This window comes from Pilosibacter rotomagensis (genome assembly GCF_045062245.2).
Lineage (GTDB): Bacteria > Bacillota > Clostridia > Lachnospirales > Lachnospiraceae > Pilosibacter.
Genome location: NZ_CM170323.1, coordinates 1,691,880 through 1,716,287 on the forward strand (window position 1 = coordinate 1,691,880; position 24,408 = coordinate 1,716,287).

Consider the following 24,408-nt stretch of genomic DNA (forward strand, 5'->3'; position numbering starts at 1 on the left):
AAAAAGTTAACCGATTTCTAATTGTAGAAAAATTCCAAATATGCTATACTACGAGGTGATGGGTACTATGAAATTTTATAGAAAGAAGGTTTGTTAAATGGGTCTGAGCACATTTATAGGCGGCGTTCATCCTTATGAGGGAAAAGAACTGTCCGCAGATAAGCCGATTCAGGTGATCCAGCCGAAGGGTGAGCTGGTTTATCCTCTCTCCCAGCATATCGGTGCTCCGGCGAAACCGCTTGTTGCCAAGGGTGACAAGGTCCTGGTTGGCCAGAAGATCGCTGAAGCAGGCGGCTTCATTTCCGCAAATGTTATCTGTTCCGTATCCGGTACAGTAAAGGGAATCGAACCGCGTCTGGTTGCGAACGGAGCAATCGTACAGTCCATTATCGTTGAGAACGATAACGAGTACACAGCAATCGAAGGTTTTGGCGAAAAACGCGATTACACAAAACTTTCCAAGGAAGAGATCCGGAATATCGTAAAAGAAGCCGGTATCGTAGGTCTTGGCGGCGCAGGTTTCCCGACCAACGTAAAACTTGCACCGAAGGATGACAATGCGATCGATCACATTATCGTAAACGCGGCTGAGTGTGAGCCGTATCTGACAAGTGACTATCGCCTGATGATGGAGCAGCCGGAGAGACTGATCGGCGGCATCAAAGTCATGTTAAGCATGTTCCCGAACGCGAAAGGCGTGATCGGAATCGAGGAGAACAAGCCGGAGGCGATCAAGCTTCTGGAAGGTCTCGTAAAAGACGAGCCAAAGATCACGGTATGTCCGTTAAAGACAAAGTATCCGCAGGGCGGCGAGCGTTTCCTGATCTATGCGGTTACAGGCGGACGCGAGATCAACTCCACGATGCTTCCGGCGGATGCAGGATGTATCGTAGATAACGTAGACACTGTTATTTCTATTTATAACGCTGTCTGCGAGAGCACACCGTTAATTCGTAAGATCATTACTGTTACCGGTGATGCGGTTAAAAACCCGCAGAACTTCCAGGTTCCGCTTGGCATGTGCTACCGCGAGATCCTTGAAGCTGCAGGCGGCTTTAAGGAAGAGCCGGAGAAGATGATCTCCGGTGGTCCTATGATGGGACAGGCATTATTCTCTCTGGACATTCCGGTTATGAAGAACTCCTCTGCCCTGACCTGCTTCACAAAAGATCAGGTTGCGGCAAATCCGGAATCTCCGTGTATCCGCTGTGGACGCTGTATCGAGGTATGTCCAGGTCATGTTGTTCCGCAGATGATGATGGCGGCAGCAGAAAGAAATGATCTTGCCCTGTTCGAAAAATTAAATGGTATGGAGTGCTGCGAATGCGGCTCCTGTACTTTCATCTGTCCTGCCCACAGACCGCTGACACAGGCATTCAAAGAGATGCGTAAAGCTGTCATGGCAGCCAGAAGAAAGAAAGCGTAGGAGGTGTGACAAATGAGTAAATTATTAAACGTATCATCATCCCCTCACGTACGCTGCGGTGTTTCCACGAAGAACTTAATGTACGATGTGGCGATCGCAATGCTTCCGGCTACGATCTGGGGCGTGATGCAGTTCGGTATCTATTCCCTTATCGTTGTTGTTGCAACGGTTCTTTCCTGTGTACTCAGTGAGTACCTTTTTGAGACACTGATGCACAAGCCGGTTACCATCAGTGACGGCAGTGCCCTTGTCACAGGTATGATCTTAGGCTTAAATATGCCGCCGGCAATTCCGTTATGGATGCCGATCCTTGGCGGTGTATTCGCAATCATCGTCGTAAAACAGCTTTACGGCGGACTTGGTCAGAACTGGATGAACCCGGCTCTGGCAGCGAGATGCTTTATGCTGATCTCCTTTGCACAGGCTATGACAAAGTTCACAGACCCGGTAACAGACGCAGTTGCGAGTGCAACTCCTCTTGCGGCGATCAAAGCCGGTGATACATATGATCTTGCAGCTATGTTCATTGGTAAGATTCCGGGAACCATCGGTGAGGTTTCCGTAATTGCCCTTTTAATCGGTGCAGCTTACCTGCTCGTTAAGAAAGTAATTACGATCCGCATCCCGGCAGCATACATCCTTTCCTTCGCAGTATTCGCATTTATCTTCGGCCAGCACAATATTAACTACGTGCTCGCAGAGGTTTGCGGCGGCGGACTGATCTTCGGTGCATTCTTCATGGCTACCGACTATGTAACAAGCCCAATCACTGCAAAAGGACAGATCGTATTCGGTATCTGCCTTGGTATTTTAACAGGACTGTTCCGTATCTTCGGAAGCGGTGCAGAGGGCGTTTCCTACGCAATTATCTTCTGCAACATGCTTGTTCCGTTGATTGAGAAGGTAACTCTCCCGACAGCATTCGGAAAAGGGGGTAAGAAAAATGGCAGCAAGTAAGTCTGGATTTATGAAAGATGCCCTGATCCTTTTTGCGATCACCCTGGTTTCCGGTTTATGTCTCGGTGTTGTCTATGATGTGACAAAAGCTCCGATCGAGGCGGCTACCATCGCAGCCAACAACGCAACCTACAAACAGGTCCTTCCGGAGGCAGAGAGCTTCGATGATGTGGAAGGTTCCACAGAAAAGATCGCTGAGACAGCTGATGAGATCGCAAACCTCGGCTTCGGCGGCGTTGCGATCGAGTCCGTTCTCGAGGCAAAGGACGCAAGCGGCGAAGTAGTAGGACATGTGATCAACTCCCTGTCCAACGACTCCTACGGCGGAGCTGTCAAGCTCTCCATCGGCTTTGATGCAGACGGCACTATCACAGGTGTTGGTATCCGTGAGACAAGTGATACTCCTGGTCTTGGCTTAAAGGCAAAAGATGATGACTACAGAAATCAGTACATTGGCAAGAACTGCGAGAGCTTAAGCGTAACAAAATCCGGTTCTGCGTCTGACACTGAGATCAATGCCATCAGCGGTGCCACCATCACATCAAACGCTACAACAAACGCAGTCAATGCAGCTTTATACTATCTGCATAACTGCTTAAACTAGGAGGTGGGCATTCATGAATAAATGCGTAGAACGTTTATATAACGGTATTATCAAGGAAAACCCAACCTTCATCCTGATGTTAGGTATGTGTCCGACTCTTGCGACGACAACATCCGCCATCAACGGTCTCGGCATGGGACTTTCCACAACAGCCGTACTGATGTTTTCCAACCTGCTGATCTCCGCACTGCGTAAGATCATTCCGGACAGAGTCCGTATTCCGGCATTCATCGTAGTCGTAGCCAGCCTGGTTACAGTCGTACAGCTCTTAATGCAGGGCTACGTTCCGTCCCTGTATGCATCCCTGGGTATTTATATCCCGCTTATCGTTGTTAACTGTATCATCCTTGGCCGTGCAGAGGCATATGCCTGCAAGAACGGTCCGGTTGAATCTTTCTTCGATGGTCTTGGTATGGGACTTGGATTCTCCCTTTCCCTTACCGTCATCGGTATGTGCCGTGAGTTCTTCGGTGCAGGTGCGATCTTCGGACACACCATCATTCCGGAAGCTTACCACATTTCCATCATCATCCTTGCACCGGGTGCTCTGTTCACTCTGGCTATGCTTTCCGCGATCCAGAACAAGCTCCGTCTTCCATGCGCGACCAACGGTGACGCACCGAAGTCTGACCTTGTATGCGGCGGTAACTGCGCAAGCTGTGCAGGCTGTGTCAGCATGACAAACCATGCTGCTCTTGCTGAGAAGAAGGCAGAGGAAGCAGCAGCCGCAGCGGCAGCAAAGAAGGCAGCGGCAGAGAAGGCTCTCGCAGCTAAGAAGGCAGCTGAGGCTGCAAAAGCGGCAGAGGCAGCTAAGACGGAAGCAGCAGATGCCGGCAAAGAAAATTAAGGAGGAAATGGAGAAATGAAAGAACTTTTATTGATCGCCATCGGTTCTGCCCTGGTGAATAACGTTGTTTTAAGCCAGTTCCTCGGTCTTTGCCCGTTCCTTGGTGTATCCAAGAAAACAGAGACAGCAGCTGGTATGGGCGCTGCAGTCGTATTCGTTATTACGATCGCATCTGCCTGCACAAGCCTTGTTTATGATTTCGTTCTCGTAAAGCTCCATATCGAGTATTTACAGACGATCGTATTTATCCTTGTAATCGCGGCTCTGGTTCAGTTCGTTGAGATGTTCTTAAAGAAGAACATGGTTAGCCTTTATGAGGCACTCGGCGTATACCTTCCGTTAATTACAACAAACTGTGCGGTTCTCGGTGTTGCGCTGACAAACGTACAGAAGGGCTACAACTTCATTCAGAGTGTCGTAAACGGTATCGGTATTTCCGTTGGATTCCTGATCGCCATCGTCCTGCTTGCAGGTATCCGTGAGAAGATCGAGCACAATGATGTGCCGCACGCTTTCCAGGGATCCCCGATCGTCCTGATCACAGCAAGCTTAATGTCGATCGCTCTCTTCGGATTTTCCGGAATGATTTAAGGAGGAACGAGAGATGAACATGACAGGCATTATCATCGCTGCTGCGGTTGTCGGTATCGTCGGTATCGTCATCGGCGTACTCCTTGGAATCGCCAGCGAGAAGTTTAAAGTAGAAGTAGATGAGAAGGAAATTCTGGTTCGTGCAGAGCTTCCGGGCAACAACTGCGGCGGCTGCGGTTACGCAGGCTGTGACGCTCTCGCAAAAGCAATTGCAGAGGGCAAGGCAAAGGTTGACCAGTGTCCGGTCGGCGGCGCTCCGGTAGGAGAAAAGATCGCTGCGATCATGGGCGTTGAGGCTGGTTCCGCTGAGAAGAAGGTTGCATTTGTAAAATGTAAAGGTACCTGCGATAAGGCAACTGTGAAATACAACTACTATGGTATTGACGACTGCCACAAGATCGCAGATGCAGTTCCGGGCGGCGGCTCCAAGGGCTGTAACTACGGATGTCTCGGTTCCGGAAGCTGTGTGAAGGCATGTCAGTTTGACGCGATCCATGTTGTAAACGGTGTTGCCGTTGTCGACAAGGAGAAGTGTGTTGCCTGTGGTAAGTGTGCGGAGGCTTGTCCGCGTCACCTGATCGAGCTTGTTCCGTACAAGGCAAACCACCTCGTACAGTGCAGCTCCCACGACAAAGGACCGGCTGTCAAGAAGGTCTGCGAGGCAGGCTGTATCGGATGTACACTCTGCACAAAGCAGTGTGAGTTCGATGCGATCCATATGGATAACAATGTTGCTGTGATCGATTACACAAAGTGTACCGGCTGCGGCAAGTGCGCGGCTAAGTGCCCGGCACATGTTATTATCTGATTGGATAACAACTTGTAGAAAAATGAAAGACCCGCGGAAGGCAGAAATGCTTTCTGGCGGGTCTTTTTTGTGTAATAGGAGAGTACAAGGAATTTCCTATTACACAAAAGGCACTAACGTGACAATGATACATACTCGCGCGAAGATGTAGATTGTCGCAAGCGACCGCGCGAGAATACGCCAAGGTGCATTCTTTATTATTTTCACTAAAGAGATTTGGATGATTAGAACAGTTGGGAGAAGATTATTTGAAAAAAGATCCCAGAGAAGTGCCTGTATAGAACTCCCTGGGATCATATTCTTGTTTGTTCCGGATTTAAATAAGATTGACCTGAGTCAAATCAGAATGTATTGCCTACTGGATCGTCGTGCCGCCTTTACCTGCTAAAGCACTCTTTGCACCATCAAGGGAAGTGATGATCGCGCGTCGTCCTTTTCCTGCGTTGATGAAGTCGATGGAGCTTTCAACCTTCGGCAGCATCGACCCTGTCTTAAAGTGGCCTTCCCCGGCATAGCGGGCTGCCTCAGCCGTTGTCATCTTATCGATGTTGATCGGATGGTCACTGCCGTAGTTTAATACGACATTCGGAACACCTGTGATGAACATCAGGACATCAGCGTCAAGCTCCTTCGCGAGAAGTCCGGCTGCGCGGTCTTTCTCGATCACAGCGCTGGCACCCTTTAGGTGGGAGCCCTGTTCCATAACCGGGATTCCGCCGCCGCCTGCAGCGATCACCGGCTGGTCAGCATCAGCGAGGGCGCGGATCGCGTCGATCTCAACGATTGCGACCGGCTTCGGAGCCGCAACGATACGGCGATAGCCTTCGCCTTCCTTCACAATGAAGTTGCCCTTTGCCTCTTCCTCTTTTGCCTCCTCGGCGTTCATCACACGTCCAACCACCTTCATTGGAGTGTAGGAGGACTCATCGTACGGGTCAACTGTAACCTGTGTTAAGATCGTAGATACAGCTTTGTAAATGCCGCGTTTGATAAGCTCGGAGCGGAGAGCGTTCTGGAGATCGTAGCCGATATATCCCTGGCTCATTGCGGAGCAGACAGACATCGGAGCCGGAGTGTAACCTTCGTGATTTTTCGCAAATTCATTTAACGCGGTGTGGATCATACCGAGCTGCGGAGTATTTCCGTGGGTGATCACAACCTGCCAGCCGTCCTGAATAAAATCAGCGATGGCTTTCGCTGTTTTTGTAACGGCTGTCTTCTGCTCCGGAAGGTTCGTTCCGAGAGCGTCATGTCCAAGTGCTAAAACAAGTCTTTTCTTTGCCATATCTAATACCTCATTTCTATTATGTACCGATATCGTCTGGGCAGATAAAATTGCGCGGGAGCCGCGGATAAGTTTTCTCCGCGGACCGGCACAAAACGGTCTGCGCCTGTGTATTTTCAGATATTTTACCATATTTTGATAGATTATGGAAGAAAAAACTCAAAGTTTTATGATTGAGTACAGGAGAAATTTCCTGAACTGAAAATTATATATGGCGCTGCGGCGGCAGAAGCTTACGGGATGAATTTTATGCCGGAATGAAAGAGAATTGAAAGAAATAATTTTTTGCATTTTCAGATAACTTATGCTAAAATAGGAACAACTGAGTCGAGAGATCACTGTGGCGTGCGCTCTGTGTGGCGGCAGTGAATGATCCCCAACACGGGGAACGTAAGGAGGAAACAATTTTGAAGCTGTTATCGATAGCAATTCCATGCTACAATTCAGCGGCGTATATGGAAAACTGTATCAAGTCTCTGCTTCCGGGCGGAAACGAGGTGGAGATCCTGATCGTGGATGATGGTTCCACAAAAGACAATACGGCGGAGATCGCTGACCGTTATGAGAAAGAATATCCGGGTATCTGTAAGGCGATCCACCAGGAGAACGGTGGACACGGCGCTGCGGTTAACGCGGGATTAAAGGCCGCGACCGGAATCTATTTTAAGGTTGTGGACAGTGATGACTGGGTAAATGAGCAGGCCTACAGGCAGGTGCTCGACACCCTGCGCCGCTTTGTTTACGGAAAAGATACCCTGGATATGCTGATCACAAACTTTGTCTATGAGAAACAGGGCGCGAAGCACAAGAAAGTCATGAACTATAATCTGGCGCTTCCGAAGAACGAGATCTTTACCTGGAGCGATGTGAAGGTGTTCGTTGCAGGACAGTATATCCTGATGCATTCTGTCGTTTACAGAACGGAACTTTTGAGAGACTGTAAACTGGAGCTCCCGGAGCACACATTCTACGTGGACAATATCTTCGTCTACGAGCCGCTCCCGCATGTACATACGATGTACTACCTGGATGTGAACTTCTACCGCTACTTTATCGGCCGCTCCGACCAGTCTGTCAATGAACAGGTCATGATCGGAAGAATCGACCAGCAGATCCGCGTGACGAAGCTGATGCTTGGCTACTATGATGTGACGAAGATCCAGAATAAGAAGCTCCGCCACTATATGGTCCGTTACTTAGAGATCATGATGGTCATCTGCTCGATCCTCGCGATCAAGTCCGGCAGCGAGGAGAATATGGCAAAGAAAAAAGCATTGTGGGAAGAGTTAAAGAAATCCAATCCGGCGCTCTACCTGCGACTCCGCTGGGGCTTCTTGGGACAGGGCATGAACCTTCCGGGAAAAGGCGGAAGATCCCTCTCCATCGCGGGATATAAGATCGCGCAGAAATTCTTCGGATTTAACTAGGCGCCTGGAGACGGATCGATGTTGAAGGAGAAAACCGTTACGATCATGTCCGGTAGAAATAATATCGTTCTGAAGAAAGAAGGACCAAGGGTTCATAATGAATCCAAGGTCCTCTTTTTGTGTTAAATTAATCTGTAATGAAGAAATAACACACATTTATTCTAACTCAAAACAGGCAGTTCTGCCAATACTAATAGTTTCCAATGTTCTTCAAGAAGGAAACGACCGACAAAAACTATCATGAAGATCCCCGGCCGCACAGAATTTATGGGGTAAAGGGAAGGGTACTTTTAGAGGCTACTTCCCGTGTTATTCTTATTTTCCAAGAATGATCTTGATGATCAATACCGTCACCACACAGATCATCACCGGACGGATGATCTTTGCACCGTTTTTGATGGCGAAACCGGCGCCTAGATAGTTTCCGAGAACATTGCAGAATGCGCATGGAACTGCAATGGCGTACAGCACGTTTCCGGAAAGAACGTAGGAGAGAAGCGCCGTGTAGTTGGAGACGATCAGCGTGAGCTTCGCGTTTCCGGAGGCGGTGCGGATATCATATTTTAACAGGAAGGTAAAGAGCAGCATCGCGATCGTTCCGCCGCCCGGACCGTACATACTGTCATAGAGACCGAGGGTCATGCCGATGAGGAGCGCCTTCAGGGCGACAGGAACCGTCAGGGATTTCCGTGTGTCCGTATAGTTCCAAGCATTCTTCATAAAGATCACAAGGATCGCGGTGAGCGGAAGAAGAACCATCAACATGGAACGGATCTGCTCCTCCTTCAGGTAGAAAATGATCCTCGTGCCGAGCATGGAGGAGAGAAAGGCGGTCACTGCGCTGATCAGCGTGATCTTAAGGTCGAGACAGCCGTTTTTAAAGTATTTCCATGCCGCCACGGTGCTTCCGAAGGCACACTGGAATTTATTGCAGCCGTAGACGTAGTAGATCGGCATTCCGCACATCATATAGGCCGGGAGCGCAATCAATCCGCCTCCACCAGCGATGGAGTCGATAAATCCCGCAATAAAGAGGAGCGGGCAGAGCCAGATGAGATTGTGGACATATTCCATAGATATTCCCCCTTGTCTTTTGCGGCTGCCAGATGAAAAAATGCCGAAATGCCGCTTTTTCTGATGGAATCTCAAGCAGAGACCTGTTCTTCCATACTATATAAGAATCCGGAAAAAGTCAATCGGTTTTCTGAAACCTTGACATAACCTGGATTCTATGGTAAATTTATTGAGTTAAAATGCGTCGAAGAGGACCAGTAAGAGAGAATACGGAGCACAGAGAACTGCCGGCCGGTGCGAGGCAGCATCCAGAAGCTTTCCGAACTCGCCTCGGAGCAGCATGCTGAAAAAGTGGGCGTAAGCAGTGAAAAACGAGGCACTGCCCGTCGGTATTCTTGGTAGGCATTGCCGGTTTCCGCCGTTATCGGAAAAAGAGTGCATACGGGTGAAGACCCAGTATGAAATAGAGTGGTACCGCGTGAGAATGTAAGTCCCCCACGTCTCTATAAAAATGATAGAGATAGAGGGACTTTTTTTATTGCCGGACGTCTTTAAAGGGCGCTCAGGGGCAATGAAACAGAATCAGGATCTTCCTGGATTCTGGTAAATGCAGCGGCGGCGGGCGAAATCCGCGGAGCGTATTTCTGTACCGCCTTCAACGATATGAAATGGAGGAGAAAATCGTCATGGCACAGTACAACCACACCGCCATTGAGAGCAAATGGCGTGAGAACTGGGAAAAGAATCCGATCAATGTCAATGATGGAAAGAAAGAAAAATATTACTGCCTGGATATGTTCCCATATCCGTCTGGCAGCGGACTTCATGTAGGTCACTGGAGAGGTTATGTAATCTCCGATGTATGGAGCCGTTATCAGTTATTAAAGGGCAAATATGTGATCCATCCGATGGGATGGGACGCATTCGGTCTTCCGGCTGAGAACTACGCGATCAAGATGGGCGTTCATCCGGCAATCTCCACAGCGTCCAATATCAAAAATATCAAACGTCAGATCAACCAGATCGCGGCGCTCTATGACTGGGATATGGAAGTAAACACGACAGATCCGTCCTTCTACAAATGGACCCAGTGGATCTTCGTACAGATGTTCAAAAAAGGTCTTGCATACGAGAAGGAATTCCCGATCAACTGGTGCCCGTCCTGTAAGACAGGCCTTGCGAACGAGGAAGTTGTAAACGGCTGCTGCGAGCGCTGCGGTACACCGGTTACAAAGAAGAACCTCCGCCAGTGGATGTTAAAGATCACCGCATACGCAGACCGTCTCTTAAACGACCTCGACAAGCTCGACTGGCCGGAGAAGGTTAAAAAGATGCAGACAGACTGGATTGGCAAATCCTACGGTGCAGAGGTGGATTTCCCGGTTAAAGGACGTGATGAGAAGATCACCGTCTACACGACAAGACCGGATACGCTCCACGGCGCAACCTTTATGGTACTCTCCCCGGAGCATAAGCTTGCAAAAGAGCTTGCAACGGACGAGACAAGAGAGGCTGTTGAGAAGTACATCTTCGACGCTTCCATGAAGTCCAACGTAGACCGTCTCCAGGGCAAGGAAAAGACAGGCGTCTTCACAGGATCCTATGCGATCAACCCGTTAAACGGCAAGGAAGTTCCGATCTGGCTGTCTGATTATGTTCTCGCTGACTACGGTACCGGAGCGATCATGTGCGTACCGGCACACGACGACCGTGACTTTGAGTTTGCAAAGAAATTTGGTCTCCCGATCATCCAGGTCATCGCCCAGGACGGCAAAGAGATCGAGAACATGACAGAAGCTTACACAGACGCGAAGGGAACCATGATCAATTCCGGTGAGTGGAACGGCATGGAGTCCTCCGTATTAAAGAAAGAAGCTCCGCACATCATCGAGAAGATGGGTATTGGTAAGAAGACTGTGAACTACAAGCTCCGTGACTGGGTATTCTCCCGTCAGCGTTACTGGGGCGAGCCGATCCCGATCGTTCACTGCCCGAAGTGCGGCAATGTTCCGGTCCCGGAGGATCAGCTTCCGTTAAAACTTCCGGAGGTTGAGAGCTATCAGCCGACCGGTACCGGTGAGTCCCCGCTTGCGGCGATCGACTCCTGGGTAAACACCACATGCCCGTGCTGCGGCGCTCCGGCAAAACGTGAGACAAACACAATGCCTCAGTGGGCTGGTTCCTCCTGGTACTTCTTACGTTATGTAGATAACAAGAACGACAAGGAACTTGTATCTAAAGAGAAAGCAGACAAGTACCTTCCGGTAGATATGTATATCGGCGGTGTTGAGCATGCCGTTCTTCACCTTCTGTATTCCAGATTCTACACGAAGTTCTTATACGATATCGGAGTGATCGACTTCGATGAGCCGTTCAAGAAGCTGTTCAACCAGGGTATGATCACCGGCAAGAACGGTATCAAGATGAGTAAGTCCAAAGGAAACGTTGTTTCCCCGGATGATCTTGTAAGAGATTACGGTTGTGATGCGTTAAGAATGTACGAGCTCTTCGTTGGACCGCCGGAGCTGGATGCCGAGTGGGACGACAGAGGAATCGAGGGCGTTGCCAGATTCTTAAATCGTTTCTACAACCTTGTGATGGACAGCAAGGACAAGGATATCAAGGAGACAAAGGAGATGGTGAAGCTCCGCCACAAGCTTGTCTACGATATCGAGACACGTTTCAACCAGTTCAGCCTGAATACCGTAGTATCCGGATTCATGGAGTACTGCAACAAGCTCACAGACGTTGCGAAGAGAGAGGGCGGAATCGACAAGGAGACATTAAAGACATTCGTGATCTTACTGGCTCCGTTCACACCGCATCTTGGCGAGGAACTCTGGAGAGAACTCGGCGGCACGGACAGCGTATTCCATGCAACATGGCCGGAGTGCGATGAGGAAGCCATGAAGGACGATGAGATCGAGGTTGCCGTACAGGTAAACGGTAAGGTAAAAGCGGTCATCATGGTTCCGGCTGACATCGCAAAAGAGGATGCGATCGCTGCAGGTAAAGCTGCGGTAGAAGGAAAGATCACCGGAAACATCGTGAAGGAGATCTATGTTCCGAAGAAGATTGTAAACCTTGTTGTAAAATAAGATGGAGTGACAGAAACTGTCGGATCATCTGAAAAATTCGTGCCAATATAAGTATTTGAAAAAATTCCGGGCGGGATCCTTGCGGTCCCGCCCTTTTTCACTGCCGAAATGTTAGTATTTACTATACATGCCGGAAACCTCCTTTTGTTAATTTTGAACAAATTGTAAACAGATTATGACTATAGAAAGGCTGAAACCAAATAAAACAAACAAATTAAACAAAAAATACGCAGAAAGGAAAACTTTATTGACAAAGATGTTAGAAAATGATATTCTTTAATCATGAAATTCAGAAAAGAGTGTATATATAGGTATAGTAAATATTTACATTCAACGATTACCAACAACACTCTGACGAAACAGAAATAACTTGAAGGAGGGCATGTGAATGAAAAAAAGAACAGCAGCGAGATCGGTGGCAGCCGTTGTCGGAGCAGCAATGGTGCTGACAGCGTGCGGAGGCGGAAACAATGCAGCGGCAACGACCGCGGCGGCAGGCGGCAGTGAGACTCAGGCAACAGCGGAAAGCTCCGGCGGCGGAAATATCACAAAGACAGATATCGTCTTTGCCCAGGCCTCTGACGTTGTGACCCTGGATCCGGCAGGACAGCAGGATACCACTTCCGGTGTACTTATGAAACATGTGTACAGTACCTTGATGGATGTCGATGATGATGGCAACCTTGTTCCGGATCTGGCAGAGAGCTACGAGATGAAGAGTGACACGGAATATACCTTCACCCTGAGACAGGACGCATGCTTCTCCGATGGCACTCCGGTTACAGCGAAGGATGTAAAGTTTACATTTGACCGTGCGAAGGATATGCCGAAGACGAAATCCAATACCTCCAAGATCGAAGAGGTTATCGCAGATGACGATCACCATGTTACCTTCAAGCTGACACAGCCATATGCGGCATTTAAGACCATTGTTACTTCGTCGAACCTTAGTATTGTTTCCGAGGCAGCGGTCACAGCAGCGGGAGAGTCTTACGGTGATGTTGACAATATTCTCGGATCCGGTGAGTTCACAGTTACCGAGTGGGTTCCGAACGACCACTACACCCTGGCAAGAAACGAAAAATACTGGGGTGAGATGCCGATCACTACAACGATCACCTGCCGCGTGATCCCGGAGGGAAGCGCCCGCGCCATTGCCCTTGAGGCAGGAGAGGTCGATCTTGTATGGAACGTTGACGCGACAGACTGTGCGAACATCGAGGCAAATCCGGATGTGACGCTGTTGAGCCAGACGTCTTCTTCCATCGAATATCTCGGTATGAATACGACAAAAGAGAAATTCAAGGATGTGAGAGTCAGACAGGCGATCAATTACGCGCTGGATAAACAGACATTTGTTGATACGATCATTGAGGGTCGTGGAACTGTAGCAAACAGCTACATCAATTCGATGATCCCGGGCTGGACCGACGAGGTGGAAGCTTATCCGTATGATCCGGCGAAGGCGAAAGAACTTCTTGCGGAAGCCGGTTATCCGAATGGATTCGAATGCAAGATCTATGTAAACGGCGACGTTCGTACCCGTTCCGCCCAGATCATTCAGGCCCAGCTTGCAGAGGTTGGAATCACGGTTGATATCTCTACCTATGAGTGGGGCGCTCTTCTCGATTCCTTAAATGCAGGTGAGCATGAGATGTTCCTCCTCGGATGGTCGAATTCAAGCTTCGACGCGGATGGAAGTACTTACCAGTTATTCTATTCCGGAAACCATGGAGCAACCGGTAACCGTGCATTCTTAACCGATGACAAAGTCGATGAGCTGATCATCAACGCGCAGAAAGAGAGTGACGATACCAAGCGTATGGAGTTCTATAAAGAGCTTCAGGTATACCTCCACGAGATCTCCCCGTGGTGTCCGTTATACTACAAAAACGACAATGTCGGTGTCCGCGCAGACTTAAAGGGATTCAAGCTTCACAAGGGCGCACAGCACTACCTTGGCAACTGCCACTATGAAGATTGATAATATTTAAAATGTGAAAGACGGGGGCAGACATGAAGGTGTCTGCCCCTTTTCAACGACACGCAACCGTGCGAAGATGCAGATCGCCGCAAGCGGTCACACGGGATGCCCGGAGGTGTAAGGGCACATTCTTTGAAAATTACACAAAAAATACTGGAAATGCATGGATTGTTCGGTTATAATGTCACTATCATGTATAGTACGATGTATAGTGAATTATAACTATTCAGGGAATTCGCTGATAAAATGGGGATAGGGCTGAATAGTAAAACAGGAGGAGATGAGCATGGGAATTCTCGAAGAAGTAAACGCAAGCTATGAAAAACTCAGCCCGGTTCAGAAAAGGATCGCGGATTTTATCTTCAAATATCCGGATCAGGTCTGCTTTTACTCCCTGAAAGAGCTTTCGGAGACACTGGGTGTGACGGAGGTGACCATATTAAGGTTCACGAAGAAGATCGGGGCCCAGAGCTTCGTGGAAATGAAGAACCGTCTGCGGGAACATTTACAGACGAGACTGGTCCATGGGGACGGTTTAAACAGAATCGCGGATCATGTGGGCGGGATCCGGTACGGTGACCACGATAAGGAAGAAATGTTCCGGGAGTTTGTCACGAACGAGAAAAATGTGATCGCGAAGACCTTTGAACAGGTCTCCTTAAAGGATATCCTCTCCGCGGTGGCCATCATCAGGCAGTCCCGGAAGATCTATGTGGTGGGAAGCGAGCTGGTGACAGGGCTCTGTGCCTATACGACGAGAAGACTCCTGACATTGGGACTGGAGGCGCTCGATCTCTCGAATCTGAGCCGGGCTCTCTACAATAACTATCTGGCCCACGCCACGCCGGAGGACTGCGCGATCATCTTTTCCGCACCCGGATACGCGAAACATATCGTGAATACCGCAAGATATCTCGACAAGAAGAAGATCCCGCAGATCGCCATCACGGATCAGAGGACTTCACCGATCGCGTCCTACGGAACGACCGTTTTTACCTGCAATAACCACGACCTGTTCTTTTATAATTCCGTGATGGGATATATGTCTGTGGCGAACGCCCTGATATATTTCTCTGCCATGGATAACCCGGAGGAGACGAATAAACGCCGTGGGCGCCTCTCGGAAGTGAGAAGTGCGATCGGCAGCATCGACTTCGTTAAAGACGGTTTATAGGCAGTGGATCTTCGGACAGTTCAACCTATTAGCTTAATAGGAGTATAGTAAATACAATACAAAAAAGGTCACAGCAATTTGTGAAAATTGCTAAAACAACCCCTTGTAAATTGAATTTTATTGACAAATATGTTCAAAACTGTTATTCTTGGTCTATAAGAACGAACTAAGTACTGCATGACGGGTATAGTGAATACTGACATATGCTACCGTTATGAAGTACGACCGCTGTGGGGAGCGGAAGAAAATAACAGGAGGAATTTGTGAATGAAAAGAAGGGGTATTGCAAGAACAACAGCAATGGCAATGGCAGCAGCTATGATCCTTACAGCCTGCGGAGGAGGGAACGCTGATCAGTCTACAAACGCACCGGCAGGCAGCAGCGCGCAGACAACTACCGATAACGGCGGAAGCGGCGAGATCACAAAGACGGATATCGTTGTGGCTCAGGGTGCAGATGTTGTAACACTGGATCCGGCAGGACAGCAGGATACCACATCCGGAGTACTGATCCATCACGTATACAGCACACTGATGGATATCGACGATGACGGTAACCTTGTTCCTGATCTGGCTGAGAGCTATGAGATGAAGAGTGATACAGAGTATACCTTCAAGCTCCGTGAGGATGCGTGCTTCTCTGACGGAACGCCGGTAACTGCGAAGGATGTAAAGTTTACGTATGACCGTGCGAAGGATATGCCGAAGACAAAGTCCAATACTTCAAAGATCGCAGAGGTTATCGCTGACGATGATTACCACGTAACCTTCAAGCTCACACAGCCATATGCAGCGTTCAAGACGATCGTTACCCAGACAAACTTAAGTATCGTTTCTGAGGCAGCTGTCACAGCAGCAGGCGATGCTTACGGCGATGTGGAGAATGTACTCGGATCCGGTGAGTTCACGGTTACGGAGTGGGTTCCGAACGATCACTACACCCTTACAAAAAACGAAAAATACTGGGGTGAGGAACCGATCGCAACCTCCATTACCGTCCGCGTAATCCCGGAGGGAAGTGCAAGAACCATCGCTCTTGAGGCAGGAGAAGTCGATCTTGTATGGAACGTTGACCCGACAGACTGTGCGAATGTGGAAGCAAACTCCGACGTAGCGCTTCTTTCCCAGCCGTCTTCTTCCATCGAGTATCTCGGAATGAATACAACGAAAGAGAAGTTCTCCGATGAGAGAGTCCGTCAGGCAATCAACTACGCACTGGATAAGCAGACCTTCGTTGATACGATCGTTGAGGGACGTGGAACTGTAGCAAACAGCTATATCAACTCCACGATCCCGGGCTGGTCTGAAGAGGAGGAAGCTTATCCGTATGATCCGGAAAAGGCAAAAGAGCTCCTTGCAGAAGCAGGTTATCCGAATGGATTTGAGTGCAACCTCTATGTAAACGGTGACGTTCGTACACGTTCCGCGCAGATCGTTCAGGCACAGCTCGCTGAAGTTGGAATCACCGTTGATATTTCTACATATGAGTGGGGCGCATTCCTTGATTCCTTAAATGCAGGCGATCATGAGATGTTCATCCTCGGATGGTCCAACACAAGCTTTGACGCAGACGGAAGCACCTACCAGTTATTCTACTCTGAGAACCATGGTGCGACCGGTAACCGTGCATTCTTAACAGATGAGAAGGTCGATGAGCTCATCATCGCTGCTCAGAAAGAAAGCGACGATACCAAGCGTATGGGTCTCTACAAGGAGCTTCAGGATCGTCTCCACGAGATTTCCCCGTGGTGCCCGTTATACTACAAATACGATAATGTTGGTGTCCGCGCAGACTTAAAAGGCTTCAAGCTTCACAAAGGCGCACAGCATTACCTTGGCAACTGCCATTACGAAAAATAATATCTGATCCCCAAAAGGACAGAGTCCATGCAAAAACAGGGTACGGGTCACGAAAAGGGATCCGTACCTCTTTCCAGAATCCGGTGAAAGCCCGGAAAACATTCCAGAAACCCTGAGACAAGGATCCGGAACTTCGGCCCCGACAGACGGGTTTCGGAAACACAAAAAAACAGCCGCGGGATGCGGTAGATTGGATGGTGTGCATGAGCAAATATGTGTTAAAGAGACTTGCAATGCTGATCCCGGTACTGATCGGCGTAACCTTCATGGTTTATTTCATCTTAAGCCTTTCACCAGGTGATACAGCAGCGATGATCGCAGGTGAGTCGGCAGACGCAGAGACGATCGAAGCGACAAGAAAAGACCTCGGACTTGACCAGCCGGTTATCGTTCAGTACGGAAAATATATGCTGAACCTTCTTCACGGCGATATGGGTAAATCCTACAAGACAAAACGTGATGTTTTCCCGACGATCATGGCTGCATTCCCGAATACAGCAAAGCTTGCGTTCTGGTCAATCCTGGTAGCAGTAGCCATCGCGCTTCCGATCGGTATCATCAGTGCGACGAGGCAGTACAGCGCGATCGATAATGTCGGAATGGTCGCCGCCCTGCTAGGCGTCGCGACCCCGAACTTCTGGCTGGGCTTAATGCTCATTATCGTATTCTCCTTAAACCTTGGATGGCTTCCATCCGGCGGTATGGGATCCTGGAAGAACTACATTATGCCGGCGATCACCCTTGGTACCGGCGACGCAGCACTGATCTGCCGTATGACGCGTTCCTCCATGCTTGAGGTCATCCGTCAGGATTATATCCGTACCGCGAGAGCGAAGGGTGTGCCGGAGAAAATGGTGATCCGGAAACACGCATTAAAGAATGCACTGATCCCGGTCGTTACCGTTATCGGACTTCAGTTCGGTTCCCTTCTTGGCGGCGCGACTCTTACCGAGACTGTATTTGCATGGCCTGGCGTTGGCCGTCTCCTGGTAGACTCCATCAAGAGTAAAGATGCCCCGTTAGTCCTCGGCGGCGTTATCATGATGACGATCACCTTCAGTATCGTAAACCTTTGCGTGGACATTCTCTACGCTTTCATTGACCCGCGTATCAAAGCGCAGTATAAGAAAAAATAAGGAGGAAAGCGTATGGGAACATCAAAGAATCAGGAAGCGGCGTCCGGCGCGACTGTAAAGAAGCGCGGCCAGTTCAAAGAGATCTGGCGCCGCTTGAAAAAGAATAGAATGGCAATGATCGGTCTTGGAATCGTCGTTTTCCTCGTACTGATCTCCATCTTTGCAGATTTCCTGTTCGATTACAATACCGTTGTTATCAAGCAGAACACAGCCATCCGTCTCCAGACTCCGAGTGCAGCTCACTGGCTCGGAACAGATGAGTTCGGACGTGATATTCTGGCACGTCTCGTTCACGGATCAAGAGTATCCTTAAGTGTCGGCGTTGTAGCTGTATCCATCGCACTTCTGATCGGTGGATCCTTAGGAGCGATCGCAGGCTTCTACGGCGGAAAGATCGATAACGTGATCATGCGTATCATGGATATCTTCCTTGCAGTGCCGAGCCTTCTTCTTTCCATCACGATCGTATCCGCACTTGGACCGAGCATCTTCAACTTAATGCTTGCCATCGCGATCTCTTCCGTGCCGGGCTACGCGCGAATCGTCCGGGCTTCCGTCCTTACCGTAAAGGATCAGGAATTCGTAGAGGCGGCGAAATGTATCGGAGCAAACAACTTCGAGATCATTTCCTCCCATATTCTCCCGAACTGTATGGCACCGATCATCGTTCAGGTATCTTTAAAGGTTGCATCCGCGATCCTTTCTACATCCGGCTTAAGCTTCCTGGGCCTTGGCGTAAAGGCTCCGACACCGGAGTGGGGCGCAATGCTTTCCGGCGGACGTGCTTACTTAAGAAACGCTCCGCACCTGACCATATTCCCGGGTATTGCGATTATCATTACGATCCTTTCCCTGAACCTGTTAGGCGATGGTCTTCGTGATGCATTAGACCCGAAACTGAAGAAGTAGGGAGGACAAAATATTGGAAGATAACAAAAACTTAATTCTTGATATTAAGGATCTTGTGATCCATTATGAGACCGATGACGGCGTTGTAGAGGCGGTAAACGGCATCGATATCCAGTTAGAGCACGGAAAAACCTTAGGACTGGTAGGAGAGACCGGATCCGGAAAGACAACAACCGCTCTTTCAATCCTGCGTCTCGTTCCGGACCCGCCGGGAGTTATTAAAAACGGTTCCATCCTTCTTGACGGAAAAGATATCTTAAATATGCCGCAGAAGGAGCTGGAGGCGATCCGTGGAAATACCGTTTCCATGATCTTCCAGGATCCGATGACATCCTTAAACCCGGTGCTCACCGTCGGTGACCAGATCGCCGAGGTTATCAAGCTCCATGATAAGATCAGTGAGAAAGAGGCTGAACAGAAAGCCGGCGATATGCTGGAAGTGGTAGGTATTCCGAGAGAACGTTTCGGCGAGTATCCGCACCAGTTCTCCGGAGGTATGAAGCAGCGTGTCGTTATCGCTATGGCTCTCGCCTGCAACCCGAAGCTCCTTCTTGCCGATGAGCCGACAACCGCTCTCGATGTGACAATCCAGGCACAGGTTCTCGAGACGATGAAGGATTTAAGAAAGAAATTTGGTTCCGCGATGATCATGATCACCCATGATCTGGGAATTATCGCAGAGGTCTGTGATGAGGTCTCCGTTGTATACGCGGGACAGATCGTTGAGCATGGAACTCTGGAAGATATCTTCAACCACACCATGCACCCATACACAGAAGGTCTTTTCGGTTCCCTTCCGAACATTGAAGACCGCAAGGCGAGACTTCAGCCGATTCCGGGCCTGATGCCGGATCCGACAAACCTTCCGAAAGGCTGCCCGTTCTCCCCGAGATGTAAGTACTGCACAGAAGCGTGCAAAAAAGACAGACCGGAAAAGAAGTGGGCGAGCGATACGCATTATGTGCGCTGCGTCCGCTACGAAGAGCCGGGATTTTCCATTGAAAGGAGTGAGCAGTAATGGCAGATACGATCCTTGAAGTAAAACACCTGAAAAAATATTTCAACACTCCAAAGGGACTGCTCCATGCGGTCGATGACGTGAACTTCACTCTGGAACGTGGAAAAACCCTCGGTATCGTAGGTGAGTCCGGATGCGGTAAGTCCACCACAGGACGTTCGATCTTACGTCTCATCGAGCCGACTGCCGGTGAGGTCATCTTCGATGGTGAGGATGTATGTAAAAAGAATAAAAATGAACTCCGTCTCTTAAGACGTGACATGCAGTTGATCTTCCAGGACCCGTACGCGTCCCTTGACCCGAGAAAGACAGTCAGTGAGATCATTGCTGAGCCGTTAAAGCTCCAGAAGCTTATTACGGACCCGAAAGCCCGTATGGATCGAGTGCGTGAGCTGATGCAGGTCGTAGGTCTTGCAGACCGCCTGATCAATACATACCCGCATGAGCTTGACGGTGGCCGCCGCCAGCGTATCGGTATTGCGAGAGCACTTGCGATGAAACCGAAGCTTATCGTCTGCGACGAGCCGGTTTCTGCCCTTGACGTATCCATTCAGGCACAGATCTTAAACCTGATGCAGGATCTTCAGGAACAGATGGGATTGACCTATATCTTCATCACACACGACCTTTCCGTTGTCAACCACTTTGCGGATGATATCGCGGTTATGTATCTTGGACAGCTCATCGAGAAAGCTCCGTCTGAACAGCTTTTCGATAAGCCGACTCATCCGTATACACAGGCTCTGCTCTCTGCAATTCCGGTACCAAGCCTGAAAAAGAAGAGAGAGCGTATCATCTTAAAGGGTGAGATCACTTCCCCGATCAACCCGAAGCCAGGTTGCCGTTTTGCTGCCCGCTGTCCGTATGCGACAGACCGCTGCAGAAGCGAGGAACCGGTGCTCCGCGAGATCGAACCGAATCATTTCGTGGCATGCCATCTGACGGAAGGCAAATAAGGAGACATTCGTATGCCCCCGCCGGTATTCTGGCGGGGGTATTTTGTGTAATAGGAAATGCCGACAGAAATGGATGCAGTGGATGCTGTGCAGGGCTGTGAGGGCAGCTTCTTTTGTAAGTATAATAAATTTGACAGGGAAATGATCCTGCGATAAAACTACATATATAAAAAGGAAAGAGAGGACCTGGAACCATGAAACAGATCGATATCAGAGACTTTACAAATTATCATTATCCCACGATCTTTACCCCGGCACCGGATGGAAAGCACGCGGTGATGGCGGTGGTGGATGCCAACGAGAAGGACAACTGCTATGAGTCCTGCTTATGGCTCTATGATATGGAGACAAAGAAAACGTCCAGACTGACAAGCGGAAAGAAAGAGCGCACGTTTATCTGGATGGATTCCGAAACTGTCCTCTTTATTGCGGACCGTGAGAAGGCTTATCAGGAAAAAATGAAGAACGAGGAAGACTGGACCTGCTTCTACACCCTGAACATCCATGGCGGTGAGGCACAGTTCGCGTTTGCTGTTCCGTATAAGGCAGTGAAGATGAAAAAAGCCGGAAAGAAACTTGTCCTCACAGTGAAATATGATTACAACAAGCCGGATCTCTCCCACATGGAAGAGGGCGAGGAGAAGAGAGCTGCTTTAAAGGCGTGGAAGGACGAGAAAGACTATGAAGTCTTCGATGAGCTTCCGTTCTGGGCGAATGGTCAGGGCATTGTAAATAAGAAGAGAACGAGACTTGCAGTCTATGACATGGAGAGCGGTTCCTGTGAGATTGTGACTCCGGATTACGAGAATGTCGAGAGTTCCTGGGTCGAGGGCGATGATACGATCCTCTATGTTTCCAGCCTTTACACGGATAAAAAGGATGTCTACCAGGGATTAAAGCAGTATACGATCTCCACGGGTGAGTTAAAGACTCTTGTAGAGCAAAAGGATATGAGCATCGATTACGCGTGCATCCTCAAGGGAAAAGTAACCTTCTTCGGTTCCTACATGAAAGAATACGGCTTTAATGAGAATGACAAGCTGTATACGGTGGAGAACGGCAGGGTAGAGCTTCTTTCCGACTATGATGACAGCGTCCACAACTCGATCTGCTGCGACTGCAAGTTTGCGGACGGAGCTTCCGCGATCCATGACGACGACAAGATCTACTTTATCGCGACGCTGCGAAAACAGAGCGTGATTCGTACCTTTGACGCTGAGGGTCACATGGAGACGATCCTGGACCGCCAGGGAAGCGTCCACACACTGGCGAAGTCCGGCGATACCATTTACTTTACAGGCATGCGTGATATGGGACTCACTGAGTGTTACGCCTTTGACGGAAAAGAGGAGACGAAGCTCACTTCCTTTAACGACGCGGTGATGGCGGAGAGAAGTGTTTGCCCGGTTGAGGAGTTTACCTTTACATATAAAGATCTGGAGCTGGACGGCTATGTGATCAAACCGGTGAACTTTGACCCGAATAAGACATATCCGGGAATCTTAACGATCCACGGCGGTCCGCGCGCGACCTTCGGACCGACGTTCTTCCACGAGAGCGAGGTATTTGCGAATGCCGGATATTTCGTATTCTTTACGAACCCGCTTGGAAGTGACGGACGCGGAAATGAGTTCGCAGACATCACCGGAAAGCACGGCGGAATCGACTTTGAATGCTGCATGGCACTCACAGATGAGGTATTGAAGCGCTATCCGCAGGTTGACGAGAAGCACCTGGGCGTTATGGGCGGAAGCTACGGCGGATTTATGACAAACTGGGTGATCGGAAACACCACACGATTCGCAGCGGCCTGCTCCCAGAGAAGTATCTCCAACTGGGTATCCAAGTGCATGACCACCGATATTGGCTATTACTTCAATATGGATCAGATCAAGGCAGATCCGTGGAACAGCCCGGAAAAGATGTGGCAGCACTCCCCGTTAAAATACGCTAACATGGCGAAAACCCCGACCCTCTTTATCCAGTCGGACGAAGACTACCGCTGCTGGATGGGCGACGCGATCCAGATGTTCTCCGCGTTAAAATACTTTGGTGTAGAAGCCCGCATGTGCCTCTTCCATGGCGAGAACCACGAACTCTCAAGAAGCGGTAAACCGAAACACAGAATCCGCAGAATGACGGAGATGATGGAGTGGTTTGAGAAGTATTTGAAGTAAGATGGCAGACAACAGAAAAATCAGCAATTTATATTAAAGGAAAGAGGCTGTCCGAAAGGGCAGCCTTTATTATGGAATTTTTGTGGCAAAATTTCGTCAGTGTAGATTTTTCAGTGACAAGCGGTGTAAAGTATGGTACGATACATATAAGCGTGGGTCTGTCTTTACAGATCCCGGAAGGAATTCGATTTTATATCCGGTTTTCGAAAAACGTGATCCCTGTGGGAATGCGAAAGCAGTAAGCTTTGCGGCGGGACCGGATCAGAGAAGGAGATTTTTGCATGCGGAAACGCTTATTTGCGATAGTTCTTGCGCTGACAGCGGCGATCGGGATTTTCGGCGGCACTGCGTCTGGCGCAGTAAGATCTGCGCAAGTCGATACGATCACGATGGACGCAGAGATGCCCGATGATGAGGTAGAGGTAGACCTCGGCTGGAAGACCCAGCAGGATAAAGGACGCTGGATCGATAAGATGGGGATTGGTGACGATGTAAACAGCCTGCTCCTGATCATCAATAATCTGGACACCGAAACAGATACAGTAAAAACAACAAAAGATCGTACCTCCAGCGAGAAGGTTGTCCGCGCGAAGAGAAAACAGCTTCCGGGGAACTCGAGACTTCTCTACCTCTCGAGAACGGATACCGGTTGGCAGGAAAATTTTTCGGTCAACTGCTATGTTTCCGGTGGACAGGATGATGATTCTGAGGTGTATGGTGTTTACCGTCTGGAGAGCACCTTCGGAAGTGAGAATGATCCGGGCAGTCTTGCACCGTACCGGAAACTTACGGAAAATGATTACTGGATCACGGATCCGGAAGCAGACGGTTTCGGCGTGATCGCCGGAAAGAAGCCGGAAGGACTTCTGACAACTCAGTTTGTCAATCTGGAAGCAATGCGTGCTTTTTCCAACTTTGGAATGATATTAAAACCGGAGGAGGGTGCGGAAGGCTATCCGGCTCTGGTGGTAAACTGCCAGCAGTCCGGTGCGAAGAACAGATCTCTCTGCGGGATCCAGCTCGCCCAGTCCTATGTGAGAATGCTGATCCAGTCTATGGATTCCGGGACCAGAATCATGATCGCCGGGGAAGTAGAAGATCTGGAAGATATGGTGAACTAAATAAGAAGAGAAAGAT

19 protein-coding genes and 1 other annotated feature are annotated in these 24,408 nt (G+C 49.3%); of the genes, 17 read left to right on the forward strand and 2 right to left on the reverse strand.

Annotation, left to right across the window (positions count from 1 at the left end; genetic code table 11):
• Positions 1 to 97 precede the first annotated feature (97 nt).
• From rsxC to ACI3EW_RS07525, 6 genes are read left to right on the forward strand one after another with little or no spacing between them, the layout of a single operon-like run.
• Entirely contained in the window at positions 98 to 1,426 is a 1,329-nt protein-coding gene (rsxC, locus tag ACI3EW_RS07500; protein ID WP_021904897.1) for an electron transport complex subunit RsxC, read from the forward strand.
• Between the two features lie 12 nt (positions 1,427 to 1,438).
• Positions 1,439 to 2,383, forward strand: coding sequence for an RnfABCDGE type electron transport complex subunit D (locus ACI3EW_RS07505; RefSeq protein WP_015554661.1), 945 nt, complete (start codon positions 1,439 to 1,441; stop codon positions 2,381 to 2,383).
• Positions 2,370 to 2,987 carry an RnfABCDGE type electron transport complex subunit G gene (locus ACI3EW_RS07510; RefSeq protein ID WP_405580251.1) on the forward strand — a complete coding sequence of 206 codons (618 nt, stop codon included), beginning with the start codon at positions 2,370 to 2,372 and terminating at the stop codon, positions 2,985 to 2,987. Before ACI3EW_RS07505 ends, ACI3EW_RS07510 begins: the two co-directional genes overlap by 14 nt.
• A 13-nt stretch (positions 2,988 to 3,000) precedes the next feature.
• Positions 3,001 to 3,834, forward strand: coding sequence for an electron transport complex subunit RsxE (gene rsxE / locus ACI3EW_RS07515; protein WP_117484144.1), 834 nt, complete (start codon positions 3,001 to 3,003; stop codon positions 3,832 to 3,834).
• 15 nt (positions 3,835 to 3,849) lie between these two features.
• Entirely contained in the window at positions 3,850 to 4,425 is a 576-nt protein-coding gene (rsxA, locus tag ACI3EW_RS07520) for an electron transport complex subunit RsxA (RefSeq protein ID WP_021904899.1), read from the forward strand.
• Between the two features lie 13 nt (positions 4,426 to 4,438).
• The gene (locus tag ACI3EW_RS07525) at positions 4,439 to 5,233 is read left to right on the forward strand and encodes an RnfABCDGE type electron transport complex subunit B (protein WP_117484145.1); all 795 of its coding nucleotides are present in this window, start codon (positions 4,439 to 4,441) and stop codon (positions 5,231 to 5,233) included.
• A 355-nt stretch (positions 5,234 to 5,588) separates the two neighbouring features.
• Here the strand turns inward: ACI3EW_RS07525 and arcC are convergent, their stop codons facing one another.
• A complete protein-coding gene (arcC, locus tag ACI3EW_RS07530) occupies positions 5,589 to 6,518 on the reverse strand; it encodes a carbamate kinase (RefSeq protein ID WP_405580256.1) in 930 nt (309 codons plus the stop codon).
• Between the two features lie 407 nt (positions 6,519 to 6,925).
• Between arcC and ACI3EW_RS07535 the strand changes: the two genes are divergently transcribed.
• The gene (locus tag ACI3EW_RS07535) at positions 6,926 to 7,945 is read left to right on the forward strand and encodes a glycosyltransferase family 2 protein (RefSeq protein WP_215702480.1); all 1,020 of its coding nucleotides are present in this window, start codon (positions 6,926 to 6,928) and stop codon (positions 7,943 to 7,945) included.
• Between the two features lie 315 nt (positions 7,946 to 8,260).
• Here ACI3EW_RS07535 and ACI3EW_RS07540 read toward each other — a convergent pair whose 3' ends face one another.
• Positions 8,261 to 9,019 (reverse strand): sulfite exporter TauE/SafE family protein, encoded by a 759-nt coding sequence (locus ACI3EW_RS07540; protein ID WP_405580259.1) that lies wholly within the window; start codon positions 9,017 to 9,019, stop codon positions 8,261 to 8,263.
• A 175-nt stretch (positions 9,020 to 9,194) separates the two neighbouring features.
• Positions 9,195 to 9,467 (forward strand) — a binding site (T-box leader).
• A 178-nt stretch (positions 9,468 to 9,645) separates the two neighbouring features.
• On the opposite strand from ACI3EW_RS07540, the gene leuS reads away from it, so the two are divergent.
• From leuS to ACI3EW_RS07590, 10 genes are all read left to right on the forward strand, one after another.
• On the forward strand, positions 9,646 to 12,057 hold the full coding sequence (gene leuS, locus ACI3EW_RS07545; protein WP_405580262.1) for a leucine--tRNA ligase: 2,412 nt from the start codon (positions 9,646 to 9,648) through the stop codon (positions 12,055 to 12,057).
• 388 nt (positions 12,058 to 12,445) lie between these two features.
• On the forward strand, positions 12,446 to 14,041 hold the full coding sequence (locus ACI3EW_RS07550; RefSeq protein WP_405580265.1) for an ABC transporter substrate-binding protein: 1,596 nt from the start codon (positions 12,446 to 12,448) through the stop codon (positions 14,039 to 14,041).
• Positions 14,042 to 14,327: 286 nt separating this feature from the next.
• On the forward strand, positions 14,328 to 15,215 hold the full coding sequence (locus tag ACI3EW_RS07555) for a MurR/RpiR family transcriptional regulator (RefSeq protein WP_215702482.1): 888 nt from the start codon (positions 14,328 to 14,330) through the stop codon (positions 15,213 to 15,215).
• A gap of 267 nt (positions 15,216 to 15,482) precedes the next feature.
• Entirely contained in the window at positions 15,483 to 17,075 is a 1,593-nt protein-coding gene (locus tag ACI3EW_RS07560) for an ABC transporter substrate-binding protein (protein ID WP_329752256.1), read from the forward strand.
• Between the two features lie 203 nt (positions 17,076 to 17,278).
• The gene (locus tag ACI3EW_RS07565) at positions 17,279 to 18,211 is read left to right on the forward strand and encodes an ABC transporter permease (RefSeq protein WP_117469697.1); all 933 of its coding nucleotides are present in this window, start codon (positions 17,279 to 17,281) and stop codon (positions 18,209 to 18,211) included.
• Between the two features lie 12 nt (positions 18,212 to 18,223).
• Positions 18,224 to 19,120 (forward strand): ABC transporter permease, encoded by an 897-nt coding sequence (locus ACI3EW_RS07570; RefSeq protein WP_118531965.1) that lies wholly within the window; start codon positions 18,224 to 18,226, stop codon positions 19,118 to 19,120.
• 13 nt (positions 19,121 to 19,133) lie between these two features.
• Positions 19,134 to 20,138 (forward strand): ABC transporter ATP-binding protein, encoded by a 1,005-nt coding sequence (locus ACI3EW_RS07575; RefSeq protein ID WP_117469695.1) that lies wholly within the window; start codon positions 19,134 to 19,136, stop codon positions 20,136 to 20,138.
• On the forward strand, positions 20,138 to 21,094 hold the full coding sequence (locus ACI3EW_RS07580) for an ABC transporter ATP-binding protein (RefSeq protein ID WP_329752255.1): 957 nt from the start codon (positions 20,138 to 20,140) through the stop codon (positions 21,092 to 21,094). The genes ACI3EW_RS07575 and ACI3EW_RS07580 overlap by 1 nt, the downstream gene beginning before the upstream one ends.
• Positions 21,095 to 21,288: 194 nt before the next feature.
• A complete protein-coding gene (locus tag ACI3EW_RS07585; RefSeq protein WP_405580274.1) occupies positions 21,289 to 23,271 on the forward strand; it encodes an alpha/beta hydrolase family protein in 1,983 nt (660 codons plus the stop codon).
• Between the two features lie 281 nt (positions 23,272 to 23,552).
• Positions 23,553 to 24,392 carry a hypothetical protein gene (locus ACI3EW_RS07590; RefSeq protein WP_215702485.1) on the forward strand — a complete coding sequence of 280 codons (840 nt, stop codon included), beginning with the start codon at positions 23,553 to 23,555 and terminating at the stop codon, positions 24,390 to 24,392.
• Positions 24,393 to 24,408: the final 16 nt, after the last annotated feature.

Bases quoted from the DNA above. Each gene is read 5' to 3' on its own strand.
- ACI3EW_RS07590 (WP_215702485.1), top strand. From the start codon at position 23,553: ATGCGGAAACGCTTATTTGCGATAGTTCTTGCGCTGACAGCGGCGATC.
- ACI3EW_RS07505 (WP_015554661.1), top strand. From the start codon at position 1,439: ATGAGTAAATTATTAAACGTATCATCATCCCCTCACGTACGCTGCGGT.
- ACI3EW_RS07540 (WP_405580259.1), bottom strand. From the start codon at position 9,019: ATGGAATATGTCCACAATCTCATCTGGCTCTGCCCGCTCCTCTTTATT.
- ACI3EW_RS07510 (WP_405580251.1), top strand. From the start codon at position 2,370: ATGGCAGCAAGTAAGTCTGGATTTATGAAAGATGCCCTGATCCTTTTT.
- arcC (WP_405580256.1), bottom strand. From the start codon at position 6,518: ATGGCAAAGAAAAGACTTGTTTTAGCACTTGGACATGACGCTCTCGGA.
- leuS (WP_405580262.1), top strand. From the start codon at position 9,646: ATGGCACAGTACAACCACACCGCCATTGAGAGCAAATGGCGTGAGAAC.
- ACI3EW_RS07560 (WP_329752256.1), top strand. From the start codon at position 15,483: ATGAAAAGAAGGGGTATTGCAAGAACAACAGCAATGGCAATGGCAGCA.
- ACI3EW_RS07580 (WP_329752255.1), top strand. From the start codon at position 20,138: ATGGCAGATACGATCCTTGAAGTAAAACACCTGAAAAAATATTTCAAC.
- rsxC (WP_021904897.1), top strand. From the start codon at position 98: ATGGGTCTGAGCACATTTATAGGCGGCGTTCATCCTTATGAGGGAAAA.
- rsxE (WP_117484144.1), top strand. From the start codon at position 3,001: ATGAATAAATGCGTAGAACGTTTATATAACGGTATTATCAAGGAAAAC.
- ACI3EW_RS07555 (WP_215702482.1), top strand. From the start codon at position 14,328: ATGGGAATTCTCGAAGAAGTAAACGCAAGCTATGAAAAACTCAGCCCG.
- ACI3EW_RS07565 (WP_117469697.1), top strand. From the start codon at position 17,279: ATGAGCAAATATGTGTTAAAGAGACTTGCAATGCTGATCCCGGTACTG.
- ACI3EW_RS07550 (WP_405580265.1), top strand. From the start codon at position 12,446: ATGAAAAAAAGAACAGCAGCGAGATCGGTGGCAGCCGTTGTCGGAGCA.
- ACI3EW_RS07570 (WP_118531965.1), top strand. From the start codon at position 18,224: ATGGGAACATCAAAGAATCAGGAAGCGGCGTCCGGCGCGACTGTAAAG.
- ACI3EW_RS07525 (WP_117484145.1), top strand. From the start codon at position 4,439: ATGAACATGACAGGCATTATCATCGCTGCTGCGGTTGTCGGTATCGTC.
- rsxA (WP_021904899.1), top strand. From the start codon at position 3,850: ATGAAAGAACTTTTATTGATCGCCATCGGTTCTGCCCTGGTGAATAAC.
- ACI3EW_RS07585 (WP_405580274.1), top strand. From the start codon at position 21,289: ATGAAACAGATCGATATCAGAGACTTTACAAATTATCATTATCCCACG.